This window comes from Pseudoalteromonas sp. XI10 (assembly GCF_001469895.1).
Lineage (GTDB): Bacteria > Pseudomonadota > Gammaproteobacteria > Enterobacterales > Alteromonadaceae > Pseudoalteromonas.
In genome coordinates, this window is sequence record NZ_LOPY01000009.1 from 128,541 (window position 1) to 150,924 (window position 22,384).

Here is a 22,384-nt window from a genome sequence, read left to right on the forward strand (position 1 = left end):
AAACCCGAAGTCTGGCACCATACGCAGTTAATACAATTAATAGGCCGCGTATTTTATAGCTCAAGTGACCTTGCGACAAGCTTTAAATGCATCTTTCGCTAAAAAAATAATCAAGTGGGCTGTTGTTCAGTATTTGTTGGTAGGTTTTTAACAGTAATTTTAGTACATTATCTTTCTATCTTTGTTTCAGTTGAGTTGTTATGCACTTTGTAGAAGTTGCCATAAAAGTCCCTTTACAGCGTACCTTCGATTATAAAGTTGAACAGCTGCTGCATAGCCCTGAGTTAAAGCCTGGTATGCGGGTTCGCGTGCCATTTGGTAGTCAAAAAAAGGTTGCCGTGGTCTTGGCTCTTAAAACATCAACCGATGTTCCTGCTGACAAAATCAAGCCGATTATTGATGTTATAGACGACACGCCTGTTTTATCTGAGCAACATTTAGCATTACTAAAATTCACAGCACGCTACTACTGTTACCCATTGGGCGAGACCATTCATACGGCACTTCCGGCTGCATTAAGGCAAGGCGAATGCCCAGATAAAACCAGCATTAACATGGTTGAGCTGACCGATAAAGGTGCAAAGCTGCCGTCGCTGAAAGCAAAAACCCAGTTAAATTTATTAAAGCAGCTAGCCGAATCGGGCAAATCATCAGTTACAGAATTAAAAGCACTCGGATTTACCAAAAAAACCATCGACAGTCTGCTCGATAAAGAACTGATCACTCAGTTTATTGAACATGATAACCAATGGCAGCAACGCGCGCCGACTGTTGGTAGCAAGCCGGTGCTTAATAAAGAGCAAGCAGTTGCCTGCACCAGCATTAACCAAGCTTGTGGCTTTACCAGCTTTTTGCTTGAAGGAGTTACCGGAAGTGGTAAAACCGAAGTGTATTTGCAATGCCTAGAAGAAGTGCTAAAAAAAGGTCAGCAAGCCTTAGTATTAGTGCCTGAAATTGGCTTAACACCTCAAACAGTCAACCGTTTTCGTCGTCGCTTTCCTGATACACCAATTATGCTATGGCACTCAGCACTGACAGATAACGAACGCTTACAAACTTGGCGTTTTTGTGAAAAAGGCAGCTGCGCTATAGTGATCGGCACACGTTCGAGTATTTTCTTACCCTTTTTATCTCTTGGCATGATCATCGTTGATGAAGAGCACGACAGCTCGTTTAAACAACAAGATACATTGCGCTATCATGCTAGAGATTTAGCCGCTTATAGGGCATACCAGCATAATATTCCGCTGGTTTTAGGTAGTGCCACACCAGCACTTGAGACCTTACATAAAGCAATTAATAACAAATATCAGCTGTTGAGCCTCACTGAACGCGCCCAAACCAGTGCTGATAACCAGTTCCAATTAATGGACATGAAAGGTCAGCCTGAGCAGGCGGGGATTGCCCATGCTAGCCTTGCCTATATGCGCCAGCATTTAGAACGTGGCAAGCAAGTGATGGTGTTTTTAAACCGTCGTGGTTTTTCGCCTACCCTTATATGCCATGAGTGTGGTTGGCTAAGTGAGTGCTCACGTTGTAGCACCAGTGCAACCTTTCATAAAGCCATTGGCCAGATGATTTGTCACCACTGTGGTGAACAACATCAGGTGCCCCATCAATGCCCCGATTGCGGCAGCACGCAGATTTTTCCAAATGGCAAAGGCACTGAACAAATCGAAGAATTTTTAACACAAACCTTCCCTGACATTCCGATTAGTCGTATTGACCGAGATTCAACACGTCGTAAAGGCAGCTTAGAAAAAGCCCTTGATGATATTAACCAAGGCGGTGCGCGTATCTTAGTTGGCACGCAAATGTTGGCAAAAGGCCACCACTTTGCCGATGTTAGCCTTGTTTTAATCCTAGATGTCGACAGTGGATTATATTCGTGTGACTTTCGCGCCACAGAGCATTTAGCGCAACTTGTTACGCAAGTGGCAGGCCGTGCTGGTCGCAGTGGTGAACCTGGGCAAGTATTATTGCAAACTCACTTTCCTGAGCACCCGCTACTGCAAGACTTAGTTAATAATGGTTACCAAGATTTTGCCCGTTACGCACTGACAGAGCGAGAAGACGCACAGCTTCCGCCAATCACAAATATGGCTATGGTTCGTGCCGAAGGACATAACATAAATCAAGTGATGGATTTTTTAACTGATTTGGTTCCTGTCCAGAACGTATCTGGTATACAATTGCTCGGTCCGATACCTGCACCACTGGAACGTGTAGCAGGTAAATATCGCTTTCAGTTACATATTCAGGCGCAGGAACGCTCCCACTTACACCAATATTTAGCGCAAATGGTCGACTATATAAGTACCAGTAAATTAGCGCAAAAGGTGCGTTGGAGCTTAGATGTTGATCCTATAGATATGATTTAAAGGCCAATTAAGAGTCATGGCACAACACGATTACATAAATAAAAAACCAGCAAATCGAAATAATAAAAAACAAGCCCCGGCGAAAAAGCCCTTCCCTATTATTCTTGTTTTAATTGCGCTTATCTTAGTAGGCGGGTTTGGTTACGGCCTATGGTATATCAAACATAATGCTGATCCTGAGTTAGTAGAGCAGCAAGCAAACCCGACTAAAAAAGAAGAAGTAGTTATTCCACCACCTAAGACACCTGAATTTATCAAAGAAATTAAAGAGCACGAAGTTCAGGTTGAAGTAAAAGAGATTGAACAAAAAGGTCCATATGTAATGCAATGCGGCTCTTTTAGAACATTAGAGCAAGCACAAACATTAAAAGCTAAAATCGCTTTTGCCGGCTTAGTGGCCGAAGTTAAGAAAACACAAGGCAGCAATGGTGTTTGGTATAAAGTGCGCTTAGGCCCATACGAAACCAAACGTTTAGCCGAAAGTGACAAGAATAAACTTAAACGCATCAAAATAATGGGCTGCGGAATTTGGCTTTGGACTTGATTTTAGTTCATTCACCCATATAAACACCTCATCAATCGCTTTTTACGAGCGGCCTTGCCGCTCGATGATGAGGAATAATCATGACCACTATTGTAAGTGTACGCCGCGACGACAAGGTCGTTATTGGTGGCGACGGCCAAGTTTCACTTGGTAACACCGTAATGAAGGGCAACGCCCGCAAAGTTCGACGTCTTTATAATGGCAAAGTAATCGCTGGTTTCGCTGGCGGTACAGCTGATGCCTTCACCCTTTTCGAACGATTTGAAAGCAAACTAGAAATGCACCAAGGCAACTTAACCAAAGCTGCCGTAGAAATGGCCAAAGATTGGCGTAGTGATCGTGCACTTAGAAAGCTCGAAGCACTATTAGCAGTTGCAGACGAAACTGCTTCATTAATTATCACAGGTAACGGTGATGTTGTGCAGCCAGAAAACGACCTAATTGCGATTGGCAGTGGTGGTAACTTCGCGCAATCAGCAGCCACAGCGCTACTAGAAAACACCGACCTAAGTGCACGTGACATTGTAGAGAAAAGCCTTACTATTGCAGGCAACATCTGCGTATTCACGAATAATTTCCAAACTATTGAAGAATTGTAATAGGAACTGCCATGTCTGAGATGACGCCAAGAGAAATCGTTCACGAGCTTGATCAACATATTATTGGCCAAGCTAAAGCTAAAAAAGCAGTTTCAATCGCGCTACGTAACCGCTGGCGCCGTATGCAACTGAGCGATGATTTACGTAGTGAAGTAACACCAAAAAACATTTTAATGATTGGCCCAACAGGTGTGGGTAAAACTGAAATTGCTCGCCGCCTAGCTAAACTTGCTAATGCGCCTTTTATTAAAGTTGAAGCAACAAAGTTCACCGAAGTGGGCTATGTTGGTAAAGAAGTTGAAACGATCATCCGTGATTTAGTTGATATCTCAATTAAAATGACGCGTGAACAGCAAACCAAAAAATTCAAACATCGCGCTGAAGAAGCGGCAGAAGAGCGTATTTTAGATGCTCTTTTACCACCAGCACGCGATACCTTTGGTGAGTCAAAAACAGAAGAGAACTCTTCTACTCGCCAATCTTTCCGTAAAAAATTACGTGAAGGTCAGTTAGACGATAAAGAAATTGATATCGATGTTGCACAAGCTCAGCCAAATGTTGAGATCATGGCTCCTCCTGGTATGGAAGAAATGACCAACCAGCTTCAGAGCATGTTCCAAAACATGGGTGGCGATAAGCGCAGCAACCGTAAGCTAAAAATCAAAGAAGCGTTCAAGCTATTAGTTGAAGAAGAAGCAGCAAAACTTGTTAACCCTGAAGAGTTAAAAGAGCAAGCTATCTTCGCAGTTGAACAAAACGGTATCGTGTTTATCGATGAGATCGATAAAATCTGTAAACGTGGTGAAGCATCTGGCCCAGATGTTAGCCGCGAAGGTGTACAGCGCGACTTACTACCATTAATCGAAGGTTCAACAGTAAGCACTAAACATGGCATGGTTAAAACTGACCACATGTTATTTATCGCATCTGGCGCATTCCAAATGTCTAAACCATCAGACATGATCCCAGAGCTGCAAGGCCGTTTACCAATTCGCGTTGAGCTTGAAGCGCTAAGTGCTGATGACTTTAAACGTATCTTAACTGAGCCTCATGCTTCATTAACTGAGCAACAACGTGAGCTGTTAAAAACAGAGCAAGTTGACGTTGAGTTTACTGATGATGCCATTGAACGTATCGCAAAAGCAGCTTGGCAAGTAAATGAGAAAACCGAAAACATCGGTGCCCGTCGCTTGCACACAGTGATGGAAAAACTAATGGAAGAAATTTCATTTGATGCTTCAGAAAAAGCAGGTTCAACACTAACAATTGATGCCAATTACGTTGAGCAGCATTTAGGTGCACTTGTTGAAGATGAAGACTTAAGTCGCTTCATTCTTTAATCAACAAATTAGCGTTATAATTAAAAGCCTCCTGTTGGAGGCTTTTTAGTTTATAAATCGTAGATTCGAGGCTCACATGAAAGAAGTCACTAAAGTGCATTATCACAGCGTTAGCAAAGTATTAGATGTTCATTTTGATGACCAGACTATTGCTCAATTTAGTGCTGAATTTTTGCGTGTTCACTCACCTTCTGCTGAAGTACAAGGTCATGGCAATGAACCTATGAAACTAGTACTTGGTAAGCAACGAGTAGGAATTAGCAAGATTGAGCCGGTTGGTCATTATGCGATTCGACTGGTGTTTAGCGATAATCATAATAGCGGTTTATTCAGCTGGCACTATTTAAGTGAGCTGCAAGCTAACCATGATGAGCTTTGGCAGCAATACCAAACAAGAGTCTCTGAACACGAAGCAAGCAAAGACAGCGTGCCTATTAAGTTTGTGCCTTAATACCAACCCGCAATAATACTTAATCATTTTGAGGGATTAAACCTGTCGCTAACTGCGTTAAAAATTTCTCATTTAGAACAACTAAATAACGAAATTTTTGCCTTGTTATCAACGAGGTTTTATTGCCTCAAAATAGACTACTTAATTAAGCGGACTGGTATTAACCTTGTCGCGGTATACACACCCAAACAATAAAAAAGCGCGATGACAACACCGTCACCGCGCTTTTTTTATATTATAAAGTATAAAGTAATTATTAAACTTTAAACTTATCGATTGCCTGGTAGAGCACACGTGCTTGCTCAGACACCTCTTCGCTGGTTTGCGCATTAGTCGCCGCGTGACCCGATGCTTCTTGAGCGATATCACGAATACGTACCACGTTTTTATTCACCTCAGAAGCCACTTGGCTTTGCTCATCAATTGCGGTGGCAATGTGAGTACTCATATCCATTATGGTTTGTACATCTTCGGTGATTGAGCGTAGTAACTCACCGGCTTTACTTGCCTGTGCTGCACTTTCGCCACCTTGCGTACGACATTGCTGCATAATGCTCACCACTTCTTGCGTACGCCCTTGTAAGGTCGAAATAATGCTCTCGATCTCTTGTGTTGAATCTTGGGTACGCTGCGCAAGTGAGCGAACTTCATCTGCGACTACCGCAAAGCCACGGCCTTGTTCACCAGCACGCGCCGCTTCAATTGCCGCATTGAGTGCCAGTAAGTTTGTTTGCTCAGCAATGCCACGAATAACATCAAGTACAGAGCCAATGGTTTCAGCGTCTTTTTCTAACTGCGAAACCACGCTTGACGCATTACCGAGTGAATCAGATAAGTGATTTATTTGCACCACAGTAGATTCAACCTCAGAGCGGCCTTGTTGTGCGCTTAAGTTAGTCGACTCAGCTTTTTTCGCTGCAGCTTCAGTATTGTGTGAGATATCTTGAATCGTCGCCTGCATTTCGGTGGCTGCTGTGGCAACCATATCAGCTTCGTGAAGCTGCTCTTGCATACCTGAGCTAGTTGCTGCTGTCGTTTCAGATAAATGTTCTGTTGCCACGTTAAGAGTACTTAACGCTGTATTTACCTCGTAAATTAACTTTTTAAAATCACTGATCAAACTATTAAAGTCGACCGTCATTGTGGTGATTTCATCTTTACCTGATTGAGTAATCGACATGCTTAAGTCGTTATTGCGACGAATCTCGTTAATCGTGTGGTACACACGTTCGATAGGCTGAATAATTGAGCGGCTAGTAAAGTAAACTAATAACATCACTAAAATGCTCGCAATTATAAACACAAGAATGGCAATCAACTGTGCACTAGCAGCACTCGATTCTACAAACTCTTTAGTTTGTGTAGTTAACTGATTAACAATAGCATCACTAAGCTCAACACTGCGTTTCATCTCACCGAGAGCCCCTGATTCTAAATCAAGGCCCAAGGTAACTTGTGCATCAACTAAGGCTTTAAATTTACTTTGATAAGTCGCAAGCAAACTAAGCAATTGGTTTTCGTAATTTGCATCGAACCCTGCGTTTTTAATCTCTGATCTAAAGCTAGCAACTAAATCATCAAACTTGCCCATATACTTTAAATCAAAGCGCAGCATAAAGTCTTTTTCTGCACGGCGAAGCTGTAGCATTAAAGCCAGTAATTTATAGTTTTCTCGCTCACTTAATAATGTTTCTACTTGATGCACCGCACCACGTAAATCACCATAAAGTGCATCTTTAGGGTGTAAACCTATTTTCTTTTGTAGTACCACAACTTCATTGAAGTCATCGTAATAAGTTTTCGCAAGACGTCTAAATTCATTTAGCTTAGATGAGTCCATCGACAAATCTTTCACTAACTCATCTAGTCGCGCCATTTTATTTTTTAGCTGCGAATACTCTTTTTCAAAAAGCTCGAGGCTATCGACATCTTTGTAAAACAAAAAGTTTTTTTCATGTTTACGCATCGCAAGTTCATGAATGTCGAGCTCCTCCGCATTTTGAATTGTTTCGTTGAGCTTTAGCATCATGCGCGACTCAAAGATAATTACACACAGCATCACAATCATTGCAAGACCAACAACGAGCGCGTTTAACTGTAAACGACGCTTAATAGTTAAGTTTTGTAATACATTCATTCAAAGTGCCTTATAGAAACATGCAGTTAAAGTATAGCTAAACTATTTAAAGCAGCTAATAAAAAGTGGTTAAACTTGCCGCGCATTTTCCAATATAAGGTACTTTTAAACAATCAGTTTTTGTTCTAAATCAACCTGTTGCCATAGATGTTTATGCAATTTATCCAGCTTTTCCCATTGTTTTTTTTGCAACCAATCAACCAAAGGTGCTGGATCACTCGGAAAATTCAGTTTTTTGTTCTGTGGCGATTGCAACCAATCATCCATCGCATTGGGGTTTAAATAGCTCATCACATGGGCTGCACCCATCGACAATAGCGTCTGTGCATTAATCCCCTGCTCAAATTGTTTTCCAAGTGGTTTTAGCAATAGCTTTTTACCTAATTGTAACGCTTCACTTGCAAGTTCAAATCCGGCGTTACCAATTACACCTCCAGCATTGGCCAAATCATTTAAAAACCCAACGCGTGACGGCGCTCGAAGGTGAATATTACCGATTGAACAGTCCTGCGCATCTGGGTGATAACAGTAAAACTCACGCTCAGGAAAGTCTTTGAGGTAGTCGACCACACTGTCTAGATTCTCAAAAGGTAGATACACCAACACCTTATTTTCGACCATCACCGGGTTATCATGATGATGACTTGCAATAAATGGCGGAATGATGTTTTCTGCATAAGGCTGCCAATGCACCCCTAAATAAACACTCGCTGGCGCATAATTACGGATTAGGGCACGACGAAAAAAAGCTCGGCCAAACATCGGCACTTTATCAGATAAAAACGCCGCTTGATGGCTCATGCCTATAACTGGGATACCTTGCTGTTTAGCAGCCCATGCTGTGATTGGCTCAAAGTCATTAAACACCAAGTCATAGTGACGTAAATCAAGATTTTTTATATCTTTAATAAGCTGCAAAGGGCGCGCATTTTTCAACGTTTTAAAGCTATCAACTTGCCCCGACTTACTGGTAAACGACAAACCTCGAAAAGCTCGGTAATCGGCAAAGTCATCCATATCAAAGTAGTCTTGCTCCTTACGACCTGAAAACACATAGTCAACATTCACTCCTAATGCTTTAAAGGTCGTTGCCATTACTCGTGCTCGAGTAATATGGCCATTACCCGTGCCTTGAATACCGTACAAAATTCTCATATAGATCCCACCACCATTACAGCTAATACTGCACAACTTGAACCCATCACTGCACCAATCACCACATCAGCGGGGTAATGCACACCAATAATCACTCTCGATGCCGCCACCCCTGATGCCCACATCAGCCACAGCACAGCAAATTCCGGAAAATAGATAGTCAAAATCGTCGCTACCACGAATGCCCCTGCACTATGCCCCGACGGTAAGCTAAATTGGTCGCTCGGCACCAAATACGCGCCTTGCACTAAACAGTCGCAGGGTCTAACCCGCGCGATGCGCTTTTTAGCTAAAAAGTAAATAGGCCGCTCAATGGCAAAGCCCACCAATATACTCATCGCCAGTTGTTGAAAGTGCAGCTGCTCGGTGAACCACCAAAAGCCAAGAAACAACACCACGTATAGCCCGCCATCGCCGCTTTTCGAAAACCCGAGCGCTGATCTTCTAAGCCAAATTGGCGAAGCGTCATTGAATACACTCAAAAACAGCTGTTCATCCACTTTTGCCAATTTAGTAAGTATGTTGTTTGCCATGGTGAGCTCCTTGTCATACTTTGCGTCTAATTTTTATACTCATCTCAGCTTAGGCGCTAAAAATAACAATTAGGTGACGCTTTTGAGACACTAATGTTGCGATGGCGAAATTCCTTTGATTTAAACCAATAATCCGCTATTAAGTCGTTGTTATTGAGTTGTATCAGGGTATACTGAGTACTAAACAGACAGTCTCTTTAGAGGATGAAAAAATGGATTACAGCACTTCTGATTTATGCGACCACTTTGCAGATGTGGTTGATGTGCTCGAACCAATGTTTATCAATTTTGGTGGACGCCCAAGCTTTAGTGGTCGAGTAAAAACCGTTAAATGCTTTGAAAATAACGAGCTGATCCGCGAAATTTTATCAACCGATGGCACCGACAGCGTGTTATTGATTGATGGTGGTGGTTCTACCCGACGCGCCCTAATTGATATTGAGCTGGCTGAAATCGCATTAGAAAACAACTGGCAAGGCATTATTGTTTACGGTGCAATTCGTCATGTTGATGAACTTGAAGAGCTAGACTTAGGCATTCAAGCAATTGCCTCTATTCCTGTTGCTGCCGATAGTGAAGGTGCAGGTGAAGACGGCATAGGCGTTAACTTCGCAGGCGTTTCTTTCTTTGATGACGACTTTGTTTACGCTGATAGCACCGGTATTATATTATCTGCTGAAGAATTAGAGTTAGAAATAATAGAAGACTAATCTCGGTGACAAACTACCTTAAAATTTATGATGAAGCGGCGGTAAAGCACTTATGTGTCCGCCGCGCTAACGAACTTAAAGCTTGGCAAGCCCTTGCCCTTCTCGACACTCAAGTTAACGCCCCACAAGCACTCATCGATGCAAAACACTTCGGTATTCGCTATGTTTTAGTTGGCGTATGTGAAGATATTGGCCCTCGCGCTAACTTAGGTAACGGTGGCTCAGGGCAAGCGTGGCAAGCATTTTTAAAACGCTTTTTAAACCAAACTCATAATCAGTTTTTAAATCATGAGCGTGTGTTGCTACTCGGCGAAGTTGCCCTTGATGACTTAAACCAACAGGCTGCTGACCTTGATAATAAAAATGACGCTGACTTAGCCAAACTACGTGAATTATGCGCTGATATAGACACCCGCGTTGAGCAAGTGCTTGCAATGATTTTTGCAGCTGGCCTTGAGCCAATTGTAATCGGTGGCGGCCATAACAACTGCTTAGGTATTTTACGTGCCCTTAGTAAGCAATATGGTAAACCAGTCAACGCTATCAACTTAGACCCTCATGCTGATTTCAGAGAGTGTGAAGGCCGTCATAGCGGTAATGGTTTTAGATATGCGTACAGCGAAAATCACCTTGCTGACTATCATGTGATGGGATTACACGAATTTAAAAATAACCAAGCGATTATGGATGCCCTGACAAGCGCAAACTTCACGTTTGATAGTTACCAAGATATTCAAGTACGTCGTAAAGTCGATTTATCTTCGGCATGTAATCACGCATTAGCGCAGTTTGATAATGCACCGCTTGGAGTCGAAGTCGACCTAGACAGCATCTCACTAATGCCGGTTAGTGCTTACACCAACTGTGGCTTTAGTGTAAGTGATGCAGAACATTTTGTGCATTTAGCAGCTAGCCAAACAACTGCTCGCTACCTTCACTTATGCGAAGGCGCACCATCACAACACCCGGTTGGTTTAGAAGCAGGCATGAATGACGCAGGCCAAATAATCACTGCCCTAGTGAATGCGTATTTGCAGGCGAGAGAGGTAAGTTAGAAAGAAGCGATGTAACGACTGGTTTTTGTGGGGTCGGGTCGAACGTAGCGATATTCAACACATGGGAGCGGTCAGTTCTCAGCCTTCAGCGGTCAGACGCGCGAAACAAGTTTCACGCCTACCTGTAGCAGCGGCTTTATGCCGCGACCCTTAAATTAGAAGCAAGATTCGAGATAAAACGCGATGTAACGAGTCAAGCAACTCGTTAACGTTCAATCTGATAGCTGACGGCTGACGGCTGACGGCTTTAACTTACCCCTGATGCTCTAACCGCCACTGTTTTAACCACGACATCATGCCTACGCTGCTAAGCGGGTAATTAAAGTAATAACCCTGGGCGGCGTAGGTATTCAACGACTTAACAAACTTAAGTTGCTCTAGGGTTTCTACCCCTTCACAAATCACCTTGGCATTATTTTGATTATGCATATCCACCATGCCAGAGACTAGGCTACGAACTTGGCTTTGATGGGCAAAATCAGCAGTTAGTGAAGCAGCCACTTTAATATACTCAACATTAAGATTAGGCAGCTTAGCAAGCCAAATTGGCGTGTCACCAAAGCCATCAATACACAGCTTAATACCAATACTATTTAGCCTTGCGACCATAGCTTTACCTTGGTCATCTAAGCTCATAAATAGATCGAGCGGGCATTCAATGATTAAATCGCCCGGCTCTAAGCGGTGTTCAGTCATAATGCGGTCAACAAATTCAATGAACTCTTCGTGCAGCATTTCTGGACCAAACACGTTAATACTAAGTGGCAGTTCAATGCCTTCCATACGAAGCGCCATGGCAAGCTCAGCCGCTCGCTCAATAACATACGCTGCTACAGGGTAACTTAGGCCAGCGACACGAATATCATCAATAAATTTGTTAGCCGAAAGAATGCCTTGTTTTGGATGCTGCCAACGTAGCAGCAATTCTAAAAACTCAATTTGCTCGTCGCTATTACGAATAACCGGCTGAAAATAAAGCTCAAGTTCGCTGGCAAAATCTAAGTGAGCTAATTCGCGTAGGCGTGCTTGTTGCTCTAGTTGCTCGATCATCATTTGCGGGTGATAAGGCACAATTTCTCGATCTGGGTTAGAGTCAAGGGCAAGGTTGGCAAATGAAATTAAGTTCTCGAAGCTGTATTCTGGTTCGTCACAGTTCACGTAACTGGCGCGCACTTTTACTTCAATCGTACAATTAGCAACGTTGAATGGCTTTAATGTGACTTGCCTAATTTGGCTGATCAGCTGCTCATGAAGATGCTTTTGCTCTTCAAGAGAGCAAATAAACGCAAAGTTTAAGCCCCCTAAATGCGCTAATTTTTCAGTATTTACGGTGTTACTTACCATACTTAGCACAGCATCAACACTGAGCTGCTGTTTAATACGTGTGGCCGATTGCGCTAATAATAAATCACCAAAGTCACGACCAATATGCTGGTTAACATCGTTAAAGCCTTCAAGGCGGATCATCACTAATGCACAGTTTGCTGAGTGCTCTTCAGTCCATGCCACAAAGCTATTTCTAAGTGCATTACGGTCTGGTAAACCAGTAAGTGGAGCAGCATCTAAATCATCGTTATGGAGCGGTTCTACTTCAACCTGCTCATCTTCTTCGGGCTCTTCGTAATTAAAAAAGCCTGAAATAGATAAAATAACTACCGAGAAAACAAGCCAGTATAAGGCTGTGTCGAGTAATAGGTGGGCTGAGTATAAAACCGCGAACGAAATTGCGGCAGAGACACTCAATATTATGGCAAGCCAATTAGTGGTGCGAAATGCTTGCCATAAATGAAAAGATAAAGCTAAAGCAAGTAAGATCACCAGCCAAGGTAATCCTAAGCTTAAAATAGCTAAACCTAGTACGCCATTAACGACTAGGCTTAGTCTTAAAATAGGGTTTTGGGTTACGCACAGGGCACAGATCATTGCCATAAAAACGCTACCAGCTAAAAACACTGGCACTACATCACTTGTTAAATTTACGAGTTGCGTGCTACTACTCGCTAAACTAAAAATCAATGACATCTAATCCAAACTGCGTAATAAAACTTATCTAACTAAGTCTACCCAAAATCCACAGATTTAACAGTTTATTTACGCCGAATTGGTAACTTAATTGTGCTGGGTGGGATATTTGCCAATGAGCAATATCAGCACGAGCCCCCACTTTTAACACACCACGATCGTCAAGACCTAACGCACCCGCAGCGTTTCGTGTTACGCCAGCTAATGCTTGCTCTGGTGTCATACGGAAAATAGTGCACGCCATATTCATCATTAAATGCAATGAACATAATGGTGAAGTTCCAGGGTTGAAGTCTGTTGAAATGGCGATCGGAACTTGGTACTGCTGCAGTAGTTCAATTGGCGGATACTTTGTTTCGCGTAAAAAGTAAAATGCACCTGGCAACAATACCGCTGCAGTGCCCGCTTTGGCCATTGCTTGAATGCCAGCTTCATCTAAGTGTTCAATATGATCTGCCGATAAGCCATTAAATTCGGCAACAAGCTCTGCACCATGTTGATTAGATAACTGCTCAGCGTGCAACTTAACCGGTAAGTTGTGCTTTTTAGCCGCTTCAAACACACGGCGAGTTTGCTCGTTGCTAAAGCCTACGTTTTCACAAAAAGCATCAACGGCATCAGCTAAATCAGCTTCAACAACACGGTCAAGCATCTCACCGCAAACAAGCTCTATGTATTCATCACTACGGCCTTTATATTCAGGCGGTAATGCATGAGCACCTAAAAACGTGGTTTTAACATCAACCGGGTGATTCTCACCGAGTAAACGAGCTACTTCGAGAAGTTTAATTTCGTTTTCGCAATCAAGACCATAGCCAGATTTAACCTCTACCGTCGTCACGCCTTCTGCGTATAAAGCATTTAAGCGCTCTTTAGCACTAACAAACAGTGTTTCGTGGTCGGCTTCGCGAGTTGCACGTACGGTGCTTGCAATACCGCCACCGTTTGCAGCGATTTGTTCGTAGCTAACACCTTGCAAACGCTGCTCGAACTCTTCTGCGCGGCTACCGGCAAACACTAAGTGAGTGTGACAATCAATCAACCCTGGTGTTAACCACTGCCCTTTTGCAGATACAGTTGGCGTTGCTAACGCGTCAAATTTAGGTAAATCGGTTTGTGCACCTAACCAGGCAATTTTGCCATCTTTAACGGCAATCGCTGCATTTTCAATGGCGCCGTATGGTGCATCAACAGCAGGATCCATTGTGGCGATATTGGCATCTGTGATCAGTAAATCCCAGAGCGCTTGATCATTGTTGGTTGTGTGCATTTTTCACCTATCTTGATGCTTGCTAAAGGCTCAGTATGAGCCTAAATTTAAATTTGCTTAAAGTTTATCAACTCACCTTGTATATACAAGGGAATTATGTCACCTTCAAACATACTATTTACTTACTACATATACATCCCAAAATGAGTGTCCCTAAGTTTGCGCAAATTAAAGAGTTTATTCTGAAAAACATTCAATCGGGAGAATGGCAAGAAAACGACCGTGTCCCTTCAGAAAACGAACTTACCAGTCAATTTCAAGTAAGCCGTATGACGGCTAGGCGTGCACTCAGTGAGTTAACCGATGCCGGTATCTTAACCCGCAGCCAAGGCCAAGGTACTTTTGTTGCCAGCTTCAAATCACAATCTTCGTTACTAGAAATCAAAAACATTGCCGATGAAGTTAGAGCGCGAAACAGTAATTACAGTTGTACGATTTTAGTGATGGAATCAATCAGCGCTATTGCCCCCATCGCGATTGCTTTGGGTGTCGAGGTCGACAGCCATGTTTATAGAAGTGTAATTGTGCACAATGAAAACGAGCAACCTCTGCAAGTTGAAGAACGCTTTGTGAACCCCGCTCTTGCTAAAGACTACTTACAACAAGATTTTCACAGCCTAACACCCCATGAATACTTATCGCAAAACGCCCCGCTCACTGAGGCTCGCCACACGGTTGAAGCGATAATGCCCAATCAAGAAATGTGTGAATGGCTCAACCTGTACAACGAAGAGCCATGCTTACAAGTGATCCGCCGAACCTGGTCATCGCAAGGTATTGTTAGTTTTGCGCGCTTAGTCTCACCGGGCAGTAAATACCGACTAGGCGGCCACCTAACTTTTAAAAAATAACTAAATAGGCATTTGGTATCGAAAATTAAGTGACTCAATCGCCGAGCCATTAATGAGACGCTCGCCTTTATCATGGCTAGTAAATGTTGGAGGCTGATTGCCTTGCTCAGTACATTTTTGCTGGTAATAATCTGCTTTTGTAGGATGCGCCGGATTGACCACATTATAAATGCTGCTCGCGCTTGACCAGTTTTCAATTACAGAAAAAATCGCCGCTATCACATCTTGTTGCTGAACCATGTTTACCACTTGCTGACTTGAGCTAGAAAGCTCTTTACCTGCAACAAACTTACCCGGGTCGCGCCCAGGACCAACAAGGCCCGCCAAACGCAATACTTTACCACCGGCATTTAGCGCTAACTGCTCAGCATCAAATAGCAGTTGCTGGCGCGCTGATTGGCAATTAATTACTGTACTTTCGTCATAATGACCATTATCAGCAGGGTAAACACCCGTCGAAGAACATAAAATAAAGCCTTTACAATTTAGTTGCTTGGCAAGCTCAAGTCCTGCTTGCAAAGTGGCTAAATAATTACTTTCTGAGCTGCGACTACGCGGTGGAATTGCACAAACCCACCATGCATCTTCAAGTGAAACATCGTGTTTGAGCACATCGCCTTCAAGCGCAAACTGGCGCTGAAAGTCATGTTCGTGCTCGCTACTACGGTGTGTACCCAGCACTTGCCATGCTAATGATTTTGCCTCAACACAAAGCGCACTGCCAAGCCAACCTGCACCTAAAACGACCAGTTTATTATTTTCATTACTCATTTATCCAACAACCTCACAGTATTTATTATTAACGTTCGCTTAACGGTATAGCGATTTGGGTGCAAATATGATTAGATAGATAACTCTACCCGATAATAAAAACACGTGCATCTATGTTAAATAACCTCTCTTTACGTAAAAAAATATTACTACTCATCGGCGGGACGATAAGTGTACTACTGATCATCGCGTCTAGTTTTTTTGTTAGCCATATTGCTGACCTATCGCGCCAAGCTATTCAACGCGAAGCCGACAGCTATTTACAGAGTGAACGACTTTCAATGCAAGGTTACTTTGCCAAATACGGTAAAGTGGTTCAAACCTTCATTACAAATCCGCATTTAGTGAATTGGTTCGACAATTGGACTGAACGTGATCAAAGCCTTGATAACCAACCTGGATACGACAGTGTTAATCAAGATTTTGTGCGTATCAGTGGCAACGATGACAACATCTTATCTGCCTTCTTTGCATCTGCAACAACAGGTGAGTACTTTAAAGAAAACGAGCGAACCACTCATTATAACGGCCAACCTTACTACGCTTACAAACGTGGTTGGTGGCAAGATGCTTTAAAGATCAACAAACTCTATGTAGGCCCAATTTCTGTGGATTTAACCACAGGTAATGCCTCTGCAGTTGTACAACAGCCTGTTTATAACAAACAAAATAAACTTGTTGGTTTTGGTGGTGTTGATTTACAGCTAAACAACATCAACGACATGGTTGAAGAAATTCGCTTTAATGGCCAAGGCTTTGGTTTCTTACTTGATGGCAATCAAAAGGTAGTGCACTTATCTAAGCGCACTGGCCACAAGCTATCTGTGACTGACGAAGGTCCAAATGGCAAAGAAGGCCTAGATGCCCTCGAAAAACAATTTAGCGACACATCAGGCTTTAGCGAATTAAACCGCGCGATGAAAAGCCAAAAAGATGGCAGCAGCTTTGTTACTTTCAAAGGTGAGCAATATTACGTTGTATACAACCGCCTTGAGCTAGAAACCCCTTACCTTGATTGGTACGTGGGTATTTTAATTCCAACAAGTATGATTGATGAACCAGTAAATGATGCAGTGATGACAACCACAACCTCAGTGATCATTATTCTTGCGATTATCATTGCGATGATCTTCTGGGCCACGCAAATGATCACCAAGCCGCTGACTAAGCTAACTTACATCATGCGTGATATCGCATCAGGTGATGGCGATTTAACACAGAAAATCGAAATCAAGAGTAATGATGAAGTGGGCCAACTTGCTCATCACATGAATACCTTCATCGATAAACTTCGTGCAATGATGCTTAATACTGCTGCGCAGGCTGAGCAACTAAGCCAAGCTGCAAGCCAGTTGAAAATTGTATCGCAAAAAACCAACGATGAAATTCAGCAAGAAAAGCAGCAAGTTGATAGTGTTAGTGCGGCGGTAACCGAAATGGCGTCTACAGTGATGGAAATCTCGCGTAATGCCCAGCACACTAATAATGCCGCTGAAGAAGTACAAACCATTACCGTTGACGGTACGAAACGTTCTACTCAAGCTCAGTCAGTCATGACCGCCCTTGCAAGCCATATTGGTGAAGCGTCTAAAGTGGTTGCGGGTCTTGAACAAGAAAGTGGCAATATCGGTGCGGTAGTTGATGTTATCAACTCAATTGCTGAGCAAACTAACTTACTGGCACTGAACGCGGCAATTGAAGCAGCCCGCGCGGGTGAGCAAGGCCGAGGTTTCGCGGTTGTTGCTGATGAAGTTCGTTCACTGGCAAGCAGAACGCAAGAATCTACTGATGATATTCGCAACATGATCAGCCGTTTACAGCAAATTGCCCAACAAGCATCGACTATGATGCAACAAGGTCAAGAGCGTGCTGAAGGCTCAGTTGAGCAAACACAAATTGTATTGCAAGCTCTACAAGATATCGCGCAATCTGTGACAAATGTGCAAGATCAAAGTCATCAAATTGCGACTTCGACTGAGCAGCAAACTGTGGTTGCAGAAGATATCAACAATAGCTTGGCAGCAATTAATCACTTAGTGAATAGCACTGCGGATCATGCCCATGAATTGGCGGATGAAGCACGTGATTTGAATGAATTGGCAGCCGCTTTAAATAAGACGGTGAATCAATTTAAGTTATAAAGATAAATTGCTGAAGTAGTTAAAAACCCGATGTCACCTGAAGATGACATCGGGTTTTTATCGTCAGCCTTCCCTGTTAGTCGTGGCGCAACCGCTTTCGCGTGTTCCATAAATTCGTGCCACTGTTGCTTATTCCATAAAGCAACTCCTTTGTCGGTCAATCCTTGTGTTGGTTGCGTTTGTACTTGTTCCATATAGTCTCCTCCTTACGCTAGCTTCATCCTGTTTGGCTCCTGCCTAAGCTTATTCCTTGCTGTCATCTCCATTCACTTTATCCATAAAGCGTTGCCATTGTGCGCTACTCCATAACGCCTTGTTACTTCCTTGCTGTCCTTTGTGCGTAGTTACATTATCCATACTGTAAACTCCTTGCGGTTTATCGTCCGTTACTCCTACAGCAGCTCCATGCTGTGCTCCATTACCCATCCTTGTAGATTAATGCGGTGATTATCGCTTAGCGATGATATACACAGCATGAATCAAACCTGGAATGTACCCTAATAAGGTTAAAAGAATATTAATCCAGAACTGCGCACCTAAACCTACCTGTAAAAATACGCCGAGAGGTGGAATTAAAACCGATAAAATAATACGTATTAAATCCATGACTCACTCCTTGAAAAAGATAAGCCCAGCCAAAGCTGGGCTATATAGGGCTTGCTATTATTCAGCAACAATCGTTAATTCATCGATTACTTTGCGAACATCTTCAGCATTTTCAGCAATGCTTACCGCTAATTGCTTTTCCGCATCAGACTCAACAGTACCTTTTAGCGTTACCACACCCATGTCAGTATCAACATCGATGTCTGTACCACCTACTTCTGAGCTAAATAAATAACGTGTCGTGATCACAGTACTAATTTTTGCGTCGGTTAAGTCGCTTTCTGCTGAATCAGCTTTGTCTGATTTCATGTGCTTAGCTTTCATGTTTTTAACAACAGTTAGTTCGTTATCAACAGAGCTAACACCGTCTAGGCTAAGAACTAGCTCTTCAGCAAGCTCTTTATCTAATTCGCTATCAACTTTACCTGTAAGTACAACCTTGCCATTCGTTACATCAGTGTTGATGTCAAAGTTGTTAAGGTTTGTGTTCATAAGAAGCACAGTTTCTGCCTTACCATCAATCCAAGCATCTTTACTTTCATTTTCCCAGCTGCTTGCCTGAGCTGACATGCTAGTTGCACCAATTACTAAAGCGGCAATCATAGATTTGTTAAAAGTGTTCATAATCTTTCTCCTTTTGATTAAAGACACTTTTACTAATGCGACTATAATGCCAACTATTTACTTGTTTACTTTCAGTAAGTTAATAGCTTATTCAGCGGCTATTTATATTCATTTAGGTAAAGATTTACAAGCTGCTCGGTAAGAAGTTCACGATGTTGCAAAAATAACCATTTAGTTGCTGATTTTATTAATCTGTGGTTAATTTAACTAAGTTGCTTATTAGCACAAAAATACAAACCATTGATTTATATAAAAATAAACTTTGGCCTAAGGCTTGCTTCGTAATTAATAACTAAAAAATCACCTTTAAAATCACAACAGGGAACTACCATGGCCGTTAAACTTGAAGATCGCCCAATCGATCAAGTAAGAGAAGAAGTTATTGATCAACTCATTTATAACTACAGTCATGCTGTTATTTCAGCCGAAGCATTTGAACGCCGACTAGACCAAGCAATGGCAGCCACTAGCAACGAAGTACTGGTTGAACTGGTTGCTGATTTAGAACTAAAAGCAGATATTGATTACAAATCGCATAAGCATGCGCAATTTAAACCTCACTACAGCAACAGCAGCGACAACGAAAGCCTGCAGCTTAGGAGTATTTTGGGTTCAAATGAGCGCAGCGGCCAATGGGTAGTACCAAAAGAAATTCACCTAACAAACTGCCTAGGTTCAATCGAACTCGACTTTAGCGAAGCAATTTTCCAACATCAGCACGTCACCATTTATGTGAACTGTATTTTAGGTAACGACGAAATCTACGTGCCAGAACATGTTAATGTGGTATCTAAATTATTTAGCGTAATTGGCAGCGTAGAGAATAAATCAGTTGCCTTAAATAAAGGCCAAGGCCCAACCATCACTATTGAAGGTAATGTATGGCTAGGCTCAGTCGAGATTTCAGTTAAACGTACCATGAAAGAAAAGTTCATCAGCTTTGCCAACAGCCTAAAAGCCAGTTGGAAGGAGATGAATAAGGTGCAGTAAAGTTGCGAGGTGCTAGGTGCTAGGTGCTAGGTGCTAGGTGCTAGGTGCTAGGTGCTAGGTGCTAGGTGCTAGTTACCGTAGCCGCGATTTTATATCGCGCAATATAATAAGATAACGCGCGAAATAAATTTCACGCCTACATCAACCGTAGGCGTCACGCTTGCTTGGCGCGTCTTACATACAACACAATTCCATCAATCAATGCCTGACCAAAAAACAACGCAATTCGGCTCAAAACTGCAAAGCTGACAGCTCTAGCTACAAGTCATTATTCCTCTCACTCGGGATATCACTAAAATACTCTACAAACTCAACTTCAAAACCTGCGGGGTCGATGAAATATACATTTTTACGATAGGGGTTTTCTGGGCCGTGTTTATCAATTTCATAACCAGCCGAAACAAGACGCTCAACTACAGCATTAATATCGTTTGTCACATAAGCAAAATGAGCAAGGCCTACTTGGTGGCCTGCTAAATCACGGTTTTCAGCTTCACCATTATCGCTTAATGCAAGATATTGGTAATCATCACCAAAGTGCAGCCACTTGCGCGGTTTGCCCGACCATTTGCTATCGCCTTGACTACGCACACGCCAGTGCGGGAATGCTGCTTTATAAAAGTGCAGCATGGCATCAACATTACTAACAACAAGGTTTACGTGCTCTAAATACATGGTAGTTTTCCTTTTTATTTTTAAACTGCCACCAAGATAAAACCTCAAGTTAAGTTTAGGTAAAGTACTTTTTCAAATAAAAAAGCCCCACTAAAGTGAGGCTTTTAAAAAATGATTCGTTATTTATGAATTAACTACCAGCAACCTGCATTTGTTCAATCAATACAGAGCCTGTTTGAATACCGCCACGGCGCTCGATGTCTCCACCTAAGCCCACAACGGCCTTAAACATATCTTTTAAGTTACCAGCAATCGTGATTTCACTGACTGGGTATTGGATTTCGCCATTCTCAACCCAAAAACCCGCTGCACCACGTGAGTAGTCACCGGTTACCGTGTTCACACCTTGGCCCATAAGCTCAGTTACTAATAAGCCTGTGCCCATGGTTTTTAAAAGTGCTTTTAAATCGGCATGGGTTTGTTCAACTAGCCAGTTATGAATACCACCAGCATGACCCGTTGGTGCCATAGACAGTTTGCGTGCTGCATAGCTTGCTAATAGGTAAGTTTGTAGTTCACCGCCTTGAATAATTTCACGATCTACGGTTTTTAAACCTTCAGCATCAAACGGCGAAGACGCTAAACCTTTTAATAAATGTGGGCGCTCAGAGATATTCACACAATCGCTGAATACTTTAGTGCCTAAGCTATCAAGCAAGAAGCTCGACTTACGATAAAGCGCACCGCCACCAATCGCCGACACTAAATGGCCGAATAATGAGTTCGCAATATCAGCTCTAAAAATCACTGGCACTTTCATGGTACCGAGCTTTTGGCTGTTAAGTTTAGCCAAGGTTTCGGTTGCTGCTTCGAGGCCTACTTTTGCAGCGTCGTTTAAATCATCTTTATGGCGTGCGATGGTATAAGCCGAGTCGCGCTGCATTTGCTCGCCTTCTTTACCAATCACCATCGTGCTAATGCTGTGACGCGTACGCGGGTAACCTGCAATCATGCCATGGCTGTTACCATAAACACGTAAACCTTGGTGAGATGAAAAACTCGCACCATCTGAATTTACAATGCGCTCATCGGCATTTAACGCCGCTTGCTCTGCTTGATGACAAAACTCCACACCTTGCTCAGGGCTAACTTCCCACGGGTGGTATAAATCTAAATCTTGCGGTGCAAATTCAAGTAACTCCTTATCAGCGATACCATTGAATGGGTCGTCAGAGGTGAACTTTGCAATATCAATGGCTTTTTCGACCACTGTACGTAATGTTTTAGGGTTTAAATCGGCTGTTGAAGCAGAGCCTTTGTTATTACCCACATAAACACTGATACCTAAGCCACCGTCTTGGTTAAACTCTATTGTTTCAACTTCGCCCATGCGCGTGCTGACAGACAAACCTGACGTGCTCGACATCGCCGCTTCTGCTGCTGTTGCACCCAATTTTTTTGCATGCTCCAGTACTTCGCTTACAGCGTCTTTCACTTCAGAAATGTGTTGATAAATAGGATCTTTCATCTTGTGTGTCCTAGGTTCTGATATTTTTTATAGTGTAACGAATGCTAACACACTGCGAGAC

General features: G+C 42.7%; 21 protein-coding genes. 10 read left to right on the forward strand and 11 right to left on the reverse strand.

The annotated features are described in order from the left end of the window. Positions 1-200 precede the first annotated feature (200 nt). From priA to AUR67_RS01675, 5 genes are all read left to right on the forward strand, one after another. The gene (gene priA / locus AUR67_RS01655) at positions 201-2,381 is read left to right on the forward strand and encodes a primosomal protein N' (protein ID WP_058583854.1); all 2,181 of its coding nucleotides are present in this window, start codon (positions 201-203) and stop codon (positions 2,379-2,381) included. A 16-nt stretch (positions 2,382-2,397) separates the two neighbouring features. Beyond that, positions 2,398-2,925 carry an SPOR domain-containing protein gene (locus AUR67_RS01660; protein WP_054563328.1) on the forward strand — a complete coding sequence of 176 codons (528 nt, stop codon included), beginning with the start codon at positions 2,398-2,400 and terminating at the stop codon, positions 2,923-2,925. A gap of 80 nt (positions 2,926-3,005) precedes the next feature. Then, positions 3,006-3,524, forward strand: coding sequence for an ATP-dependent protease subunit HslV (gene hslV / locus AUR67_RS01665; RefSeq protein ID WP_054552816.1), 519 nt, complete (start codon positions 3,006-3,008; stop codon positions 3,522-3,524). Positions 3,525-3,535: 11 nt separating this feature from the next. After that, positions 3,536-4,864, forward strand: coding sequence for an HslU--HslV peptidase ATPase subunit (gene hslU, locus AUR67_RS01670; RefSeq protein ID WP_054563327.1), 1,329 nt, complete (start codon positions 3,536-3,538; stop codon positions 4,862-4,864). A gap of 76 nt (positions 4,865-4,940) precedes the next feature. Beyond that, positions 4,941-5,315, forward strand: coding sequence for a gamma-butyrobetaine hydroxylase-like domain-containing protein (locus tag AUR67_RS01675; protein ID WP_058583855.1), 375 nt, complete (start codon positions 4,941-4,943; stop codon positions 5,313-5,315). Between the two features lie 256 nt (positions 5,316-5,571). Here the strand turns inward: AUR67_RS01675 and AUR67_RS01680 are convergent, their stop codons facing one another. The 3 genes from AUR67_RS01680 to AUR67_RS01690 all read right to left on the reverse strand — a co-directional run bounded on the left by AUR67_RS01680 (position 5,572) and on the right by AUR67_RS01690 (position 9,140). Next, a complete protein-coding gene (locus tag AUR67_RS01680; RefSeq protein ID WP_058583856.1) occupies positions 5,572-7,452 on the reverse strand; it encodes a methyl-accepting chemotaxis protein in 1,881 nt (626 codons plus the stop codon). A 105-nt stretch (positions 7,453-7,557) separates the two neighbouring features. Then, positions 7,558-8,607: an MJ1255/VC2487 family glycosyltransferase gene (locus AUR67_RS01685; RefSeq protein ID WP_058583857.1), complete on the reverse strand. Its 1,050-nt coding sequence runs from the start codon at positions 8,605-8,607 to the stop codon at positions 7,558-7,560. Then, positions 8,604-9,140 (reverse strand): phosphatase PAP2 family protein, encoded by a 537-nt coding sequence (locus AUR67_RS01690; RefSeq protein WP_058583858.1) that lies wholly within the window; start codon positions 9,138-9,140, stop codon positions 8,604-8,606. Before AUR67_RS01690 ends, AUR67_RS01685 begins: the two co-directional genes overlap by 4 nt. Before the next feature lie 212 nt (positions 9,141-9,352). Here AUR67_RS01690 and rraA point away from each other — a divergent pair, with 212 nt between their 5' ends. Together rraA and AUR67_RS01700 are read left to right on the forward strand one after the other, a co-directional pair. Continuing rightward, positions 9,353-9,850, forward strand: coding sequence for a ribonuclease E activity regulator RraA (rraA, locus tag AUR67_RS01695; RefSeq protein WP_054552822.1), 498 nt, complete (start codon positions 9,353-9,355; stop codon positions 9,848-9,850). Positions 9,851-9,855: 5 nt separating this feature from the next. Beyond that, positions 9,856-10,905, forward strand: coding sequence for a formimidoylglutamase (locus AUR67_RS01700; protein WP_058583859.1), 1,050 nt, complete (start codon positions 9,856-9,858; stop codon positions 10,903-10,905). Positions 10,906-11,157: 252 nt separating this feature from the next. Here AUR67_RS01700 and AUR67_RS01705 read toward each other — a convergent pair whose 3' ends face one another. Then, complete coding sequence (locus AUR67_RS01705) at positions 11,158-12,834, reverse strand: GGDEF domain-containing phosphodiesterase (RefSeq protein WP_058583883.1); 1,677 nt, start codon at positions 12,832-12,834, stop codon at positions 11,158-11,160. A gap of 121 nt (positions 12,835-12,955) precedes the next feature. Continuing rightward, positions 12,956-14,197 (reverse strand): imidazolonepropionase, encoded by a 1,242-nt coding sequence (gene hutI, locus AUR67_RS01710; protein WP_058583860.1) that lies wholly within the window; start codon positions 14,195-14,197, stop codon positions 12,956-12,958. A gap of 143 nt (positions 14,198-14,340) precedes the next feature. On the opposite strand from hutI, the gene hutC reads away from it, so the two are divergent. Beyond that, a complete protein-coding gene (hutC, locus tag AUR67_RS01715) occupies positions 14,341-15,048 on the forward strand; it encodes a histidine utilization repressor (RefSeq protein ID WP_058583861.1) in 708 nt (235 codons plus the stop codon). Here the strand turns inward: hutC and AUR67_RS01720 are convergent, their stop codons facing one another. Further along, entirely contained in the window at positions 15,049-15,819 is a 771-nt protein-coding gene (locus tag AUR67_RS01720; protein ID WP_058583862.1) for an NAD-dependent epimerase/dehydratase family protein, read from the reverse strand. A gap of 113 nt (positions 15,820-15,932) precedes the next feature. Here AUR67_RS01720 and AUR67_RS01725 point away from each other — a divergent pair, with 113 nt between their 5' ends. Beyond that, a complete protein-coding gene (locus AUR67_RS01725; RefSeq protein WP_058583863.1) occupies positions 15,933-17,960 on the forward strand; it encodes a methyl-accepting chemotaxis protein in 2,028 nt (675 codons plus the stop codon). Here the strand turns inward: AUR67_RS01725 and AUR67_RS01730 are convergent. The 3 genes from AUR67_RS01730 to AUR67_RS01740 form a co-directional block, all read right to left on the reverse strand. Continuing rightward, a complete protein-coding gene (locus tag AUR67_RS01730) occupies positions 17,945-18,154 on the reverse strand; it encodes a hypothetical protein (RefSeq protein ID WP_058583864.1) in 210 nt (69 codons plus the stop codon). The two genes, AUR67_RS01725 and AUR67_RS01730, sit on opposite strands and share 16 nt — an antisense overlap. A 253-nt stretch (positions 18,155-18,407) precedes the next feature. After that, positions 18,408-18,566 carry a YqaE/Pmp3 family membrane protein gene (locus AUR67_RS20850; RefSeq protein ID WP_064971745.1) on the reverse strand — a complete coding sequence of 53 codons (159 nt, stop codon included), beginning with the start codon at positions 18,564-18,566 and terminating at the stop codon, positions 18,408-18,410. Positions 18,567-18,623: 57 nt separating this feature from the next. Next, the gene (locus AUR67_RS01740; protein ID WP_058583866.1) at positions 18,624-19,190 is read right to left on the reverse strand and encodes a BON domain-containing protein; all 567 of its coding nucleotides are present in this window, start codon (positions 19,188-19,190) and stop codon (positions 18,624-18,626) included. 330 nt (positions 19,191-19,520) lie between these two features. Here AUR67_RS01740 and AUR67_RS01745 point away from each other — a divergent pair, with 330 nt between their 5' ends. Beyond that, positions 19,521-20,180: a LiaF domain-containing protein gene (locus AUR67_RS01745; RefSeq protein WP_058583867.1), complete on the forward strand. Its 660-nt coding sequence runs from the start codon at positions 19,521-19,523 to the stop codon at positions 20,178-20,180. 258 nt (positions 20,181-20,438) lie between these two features. Here the strand turns inward: AUR67_RS01745 and AUR67_RS01750 are convergent, their stop codons facing one another. Together AUR67_RS01750 and pmbA are read right to left on the reverse strand one after the other, a co-directional pair. Continuing rightward, positions 20,439-20,855: a VOC family protein gene (locus AUR67_RS01750; RefSeq protein WP_054563313.1), complete on the reverse strand. Its 417-nt coding sequence runs from the start codon at positions 20,853-20,855 to the stop codon at positions 20,439-20,441. 130 nt (positions 20,856-20,985) lie between these two features. Beyond that, a complete protein-coding gene (gene pmbA, locus AUR67_RS01755) occupies positions 20,986-22,323 on the reverse strand; it encodes a metalloprotease PmbA (RefSeq protein ID WP_055021365.1) in 1,338 nt (445 codons plus the stop codon). Positions 22,324-22,384 lie beyond the last annotated feature (61 nt).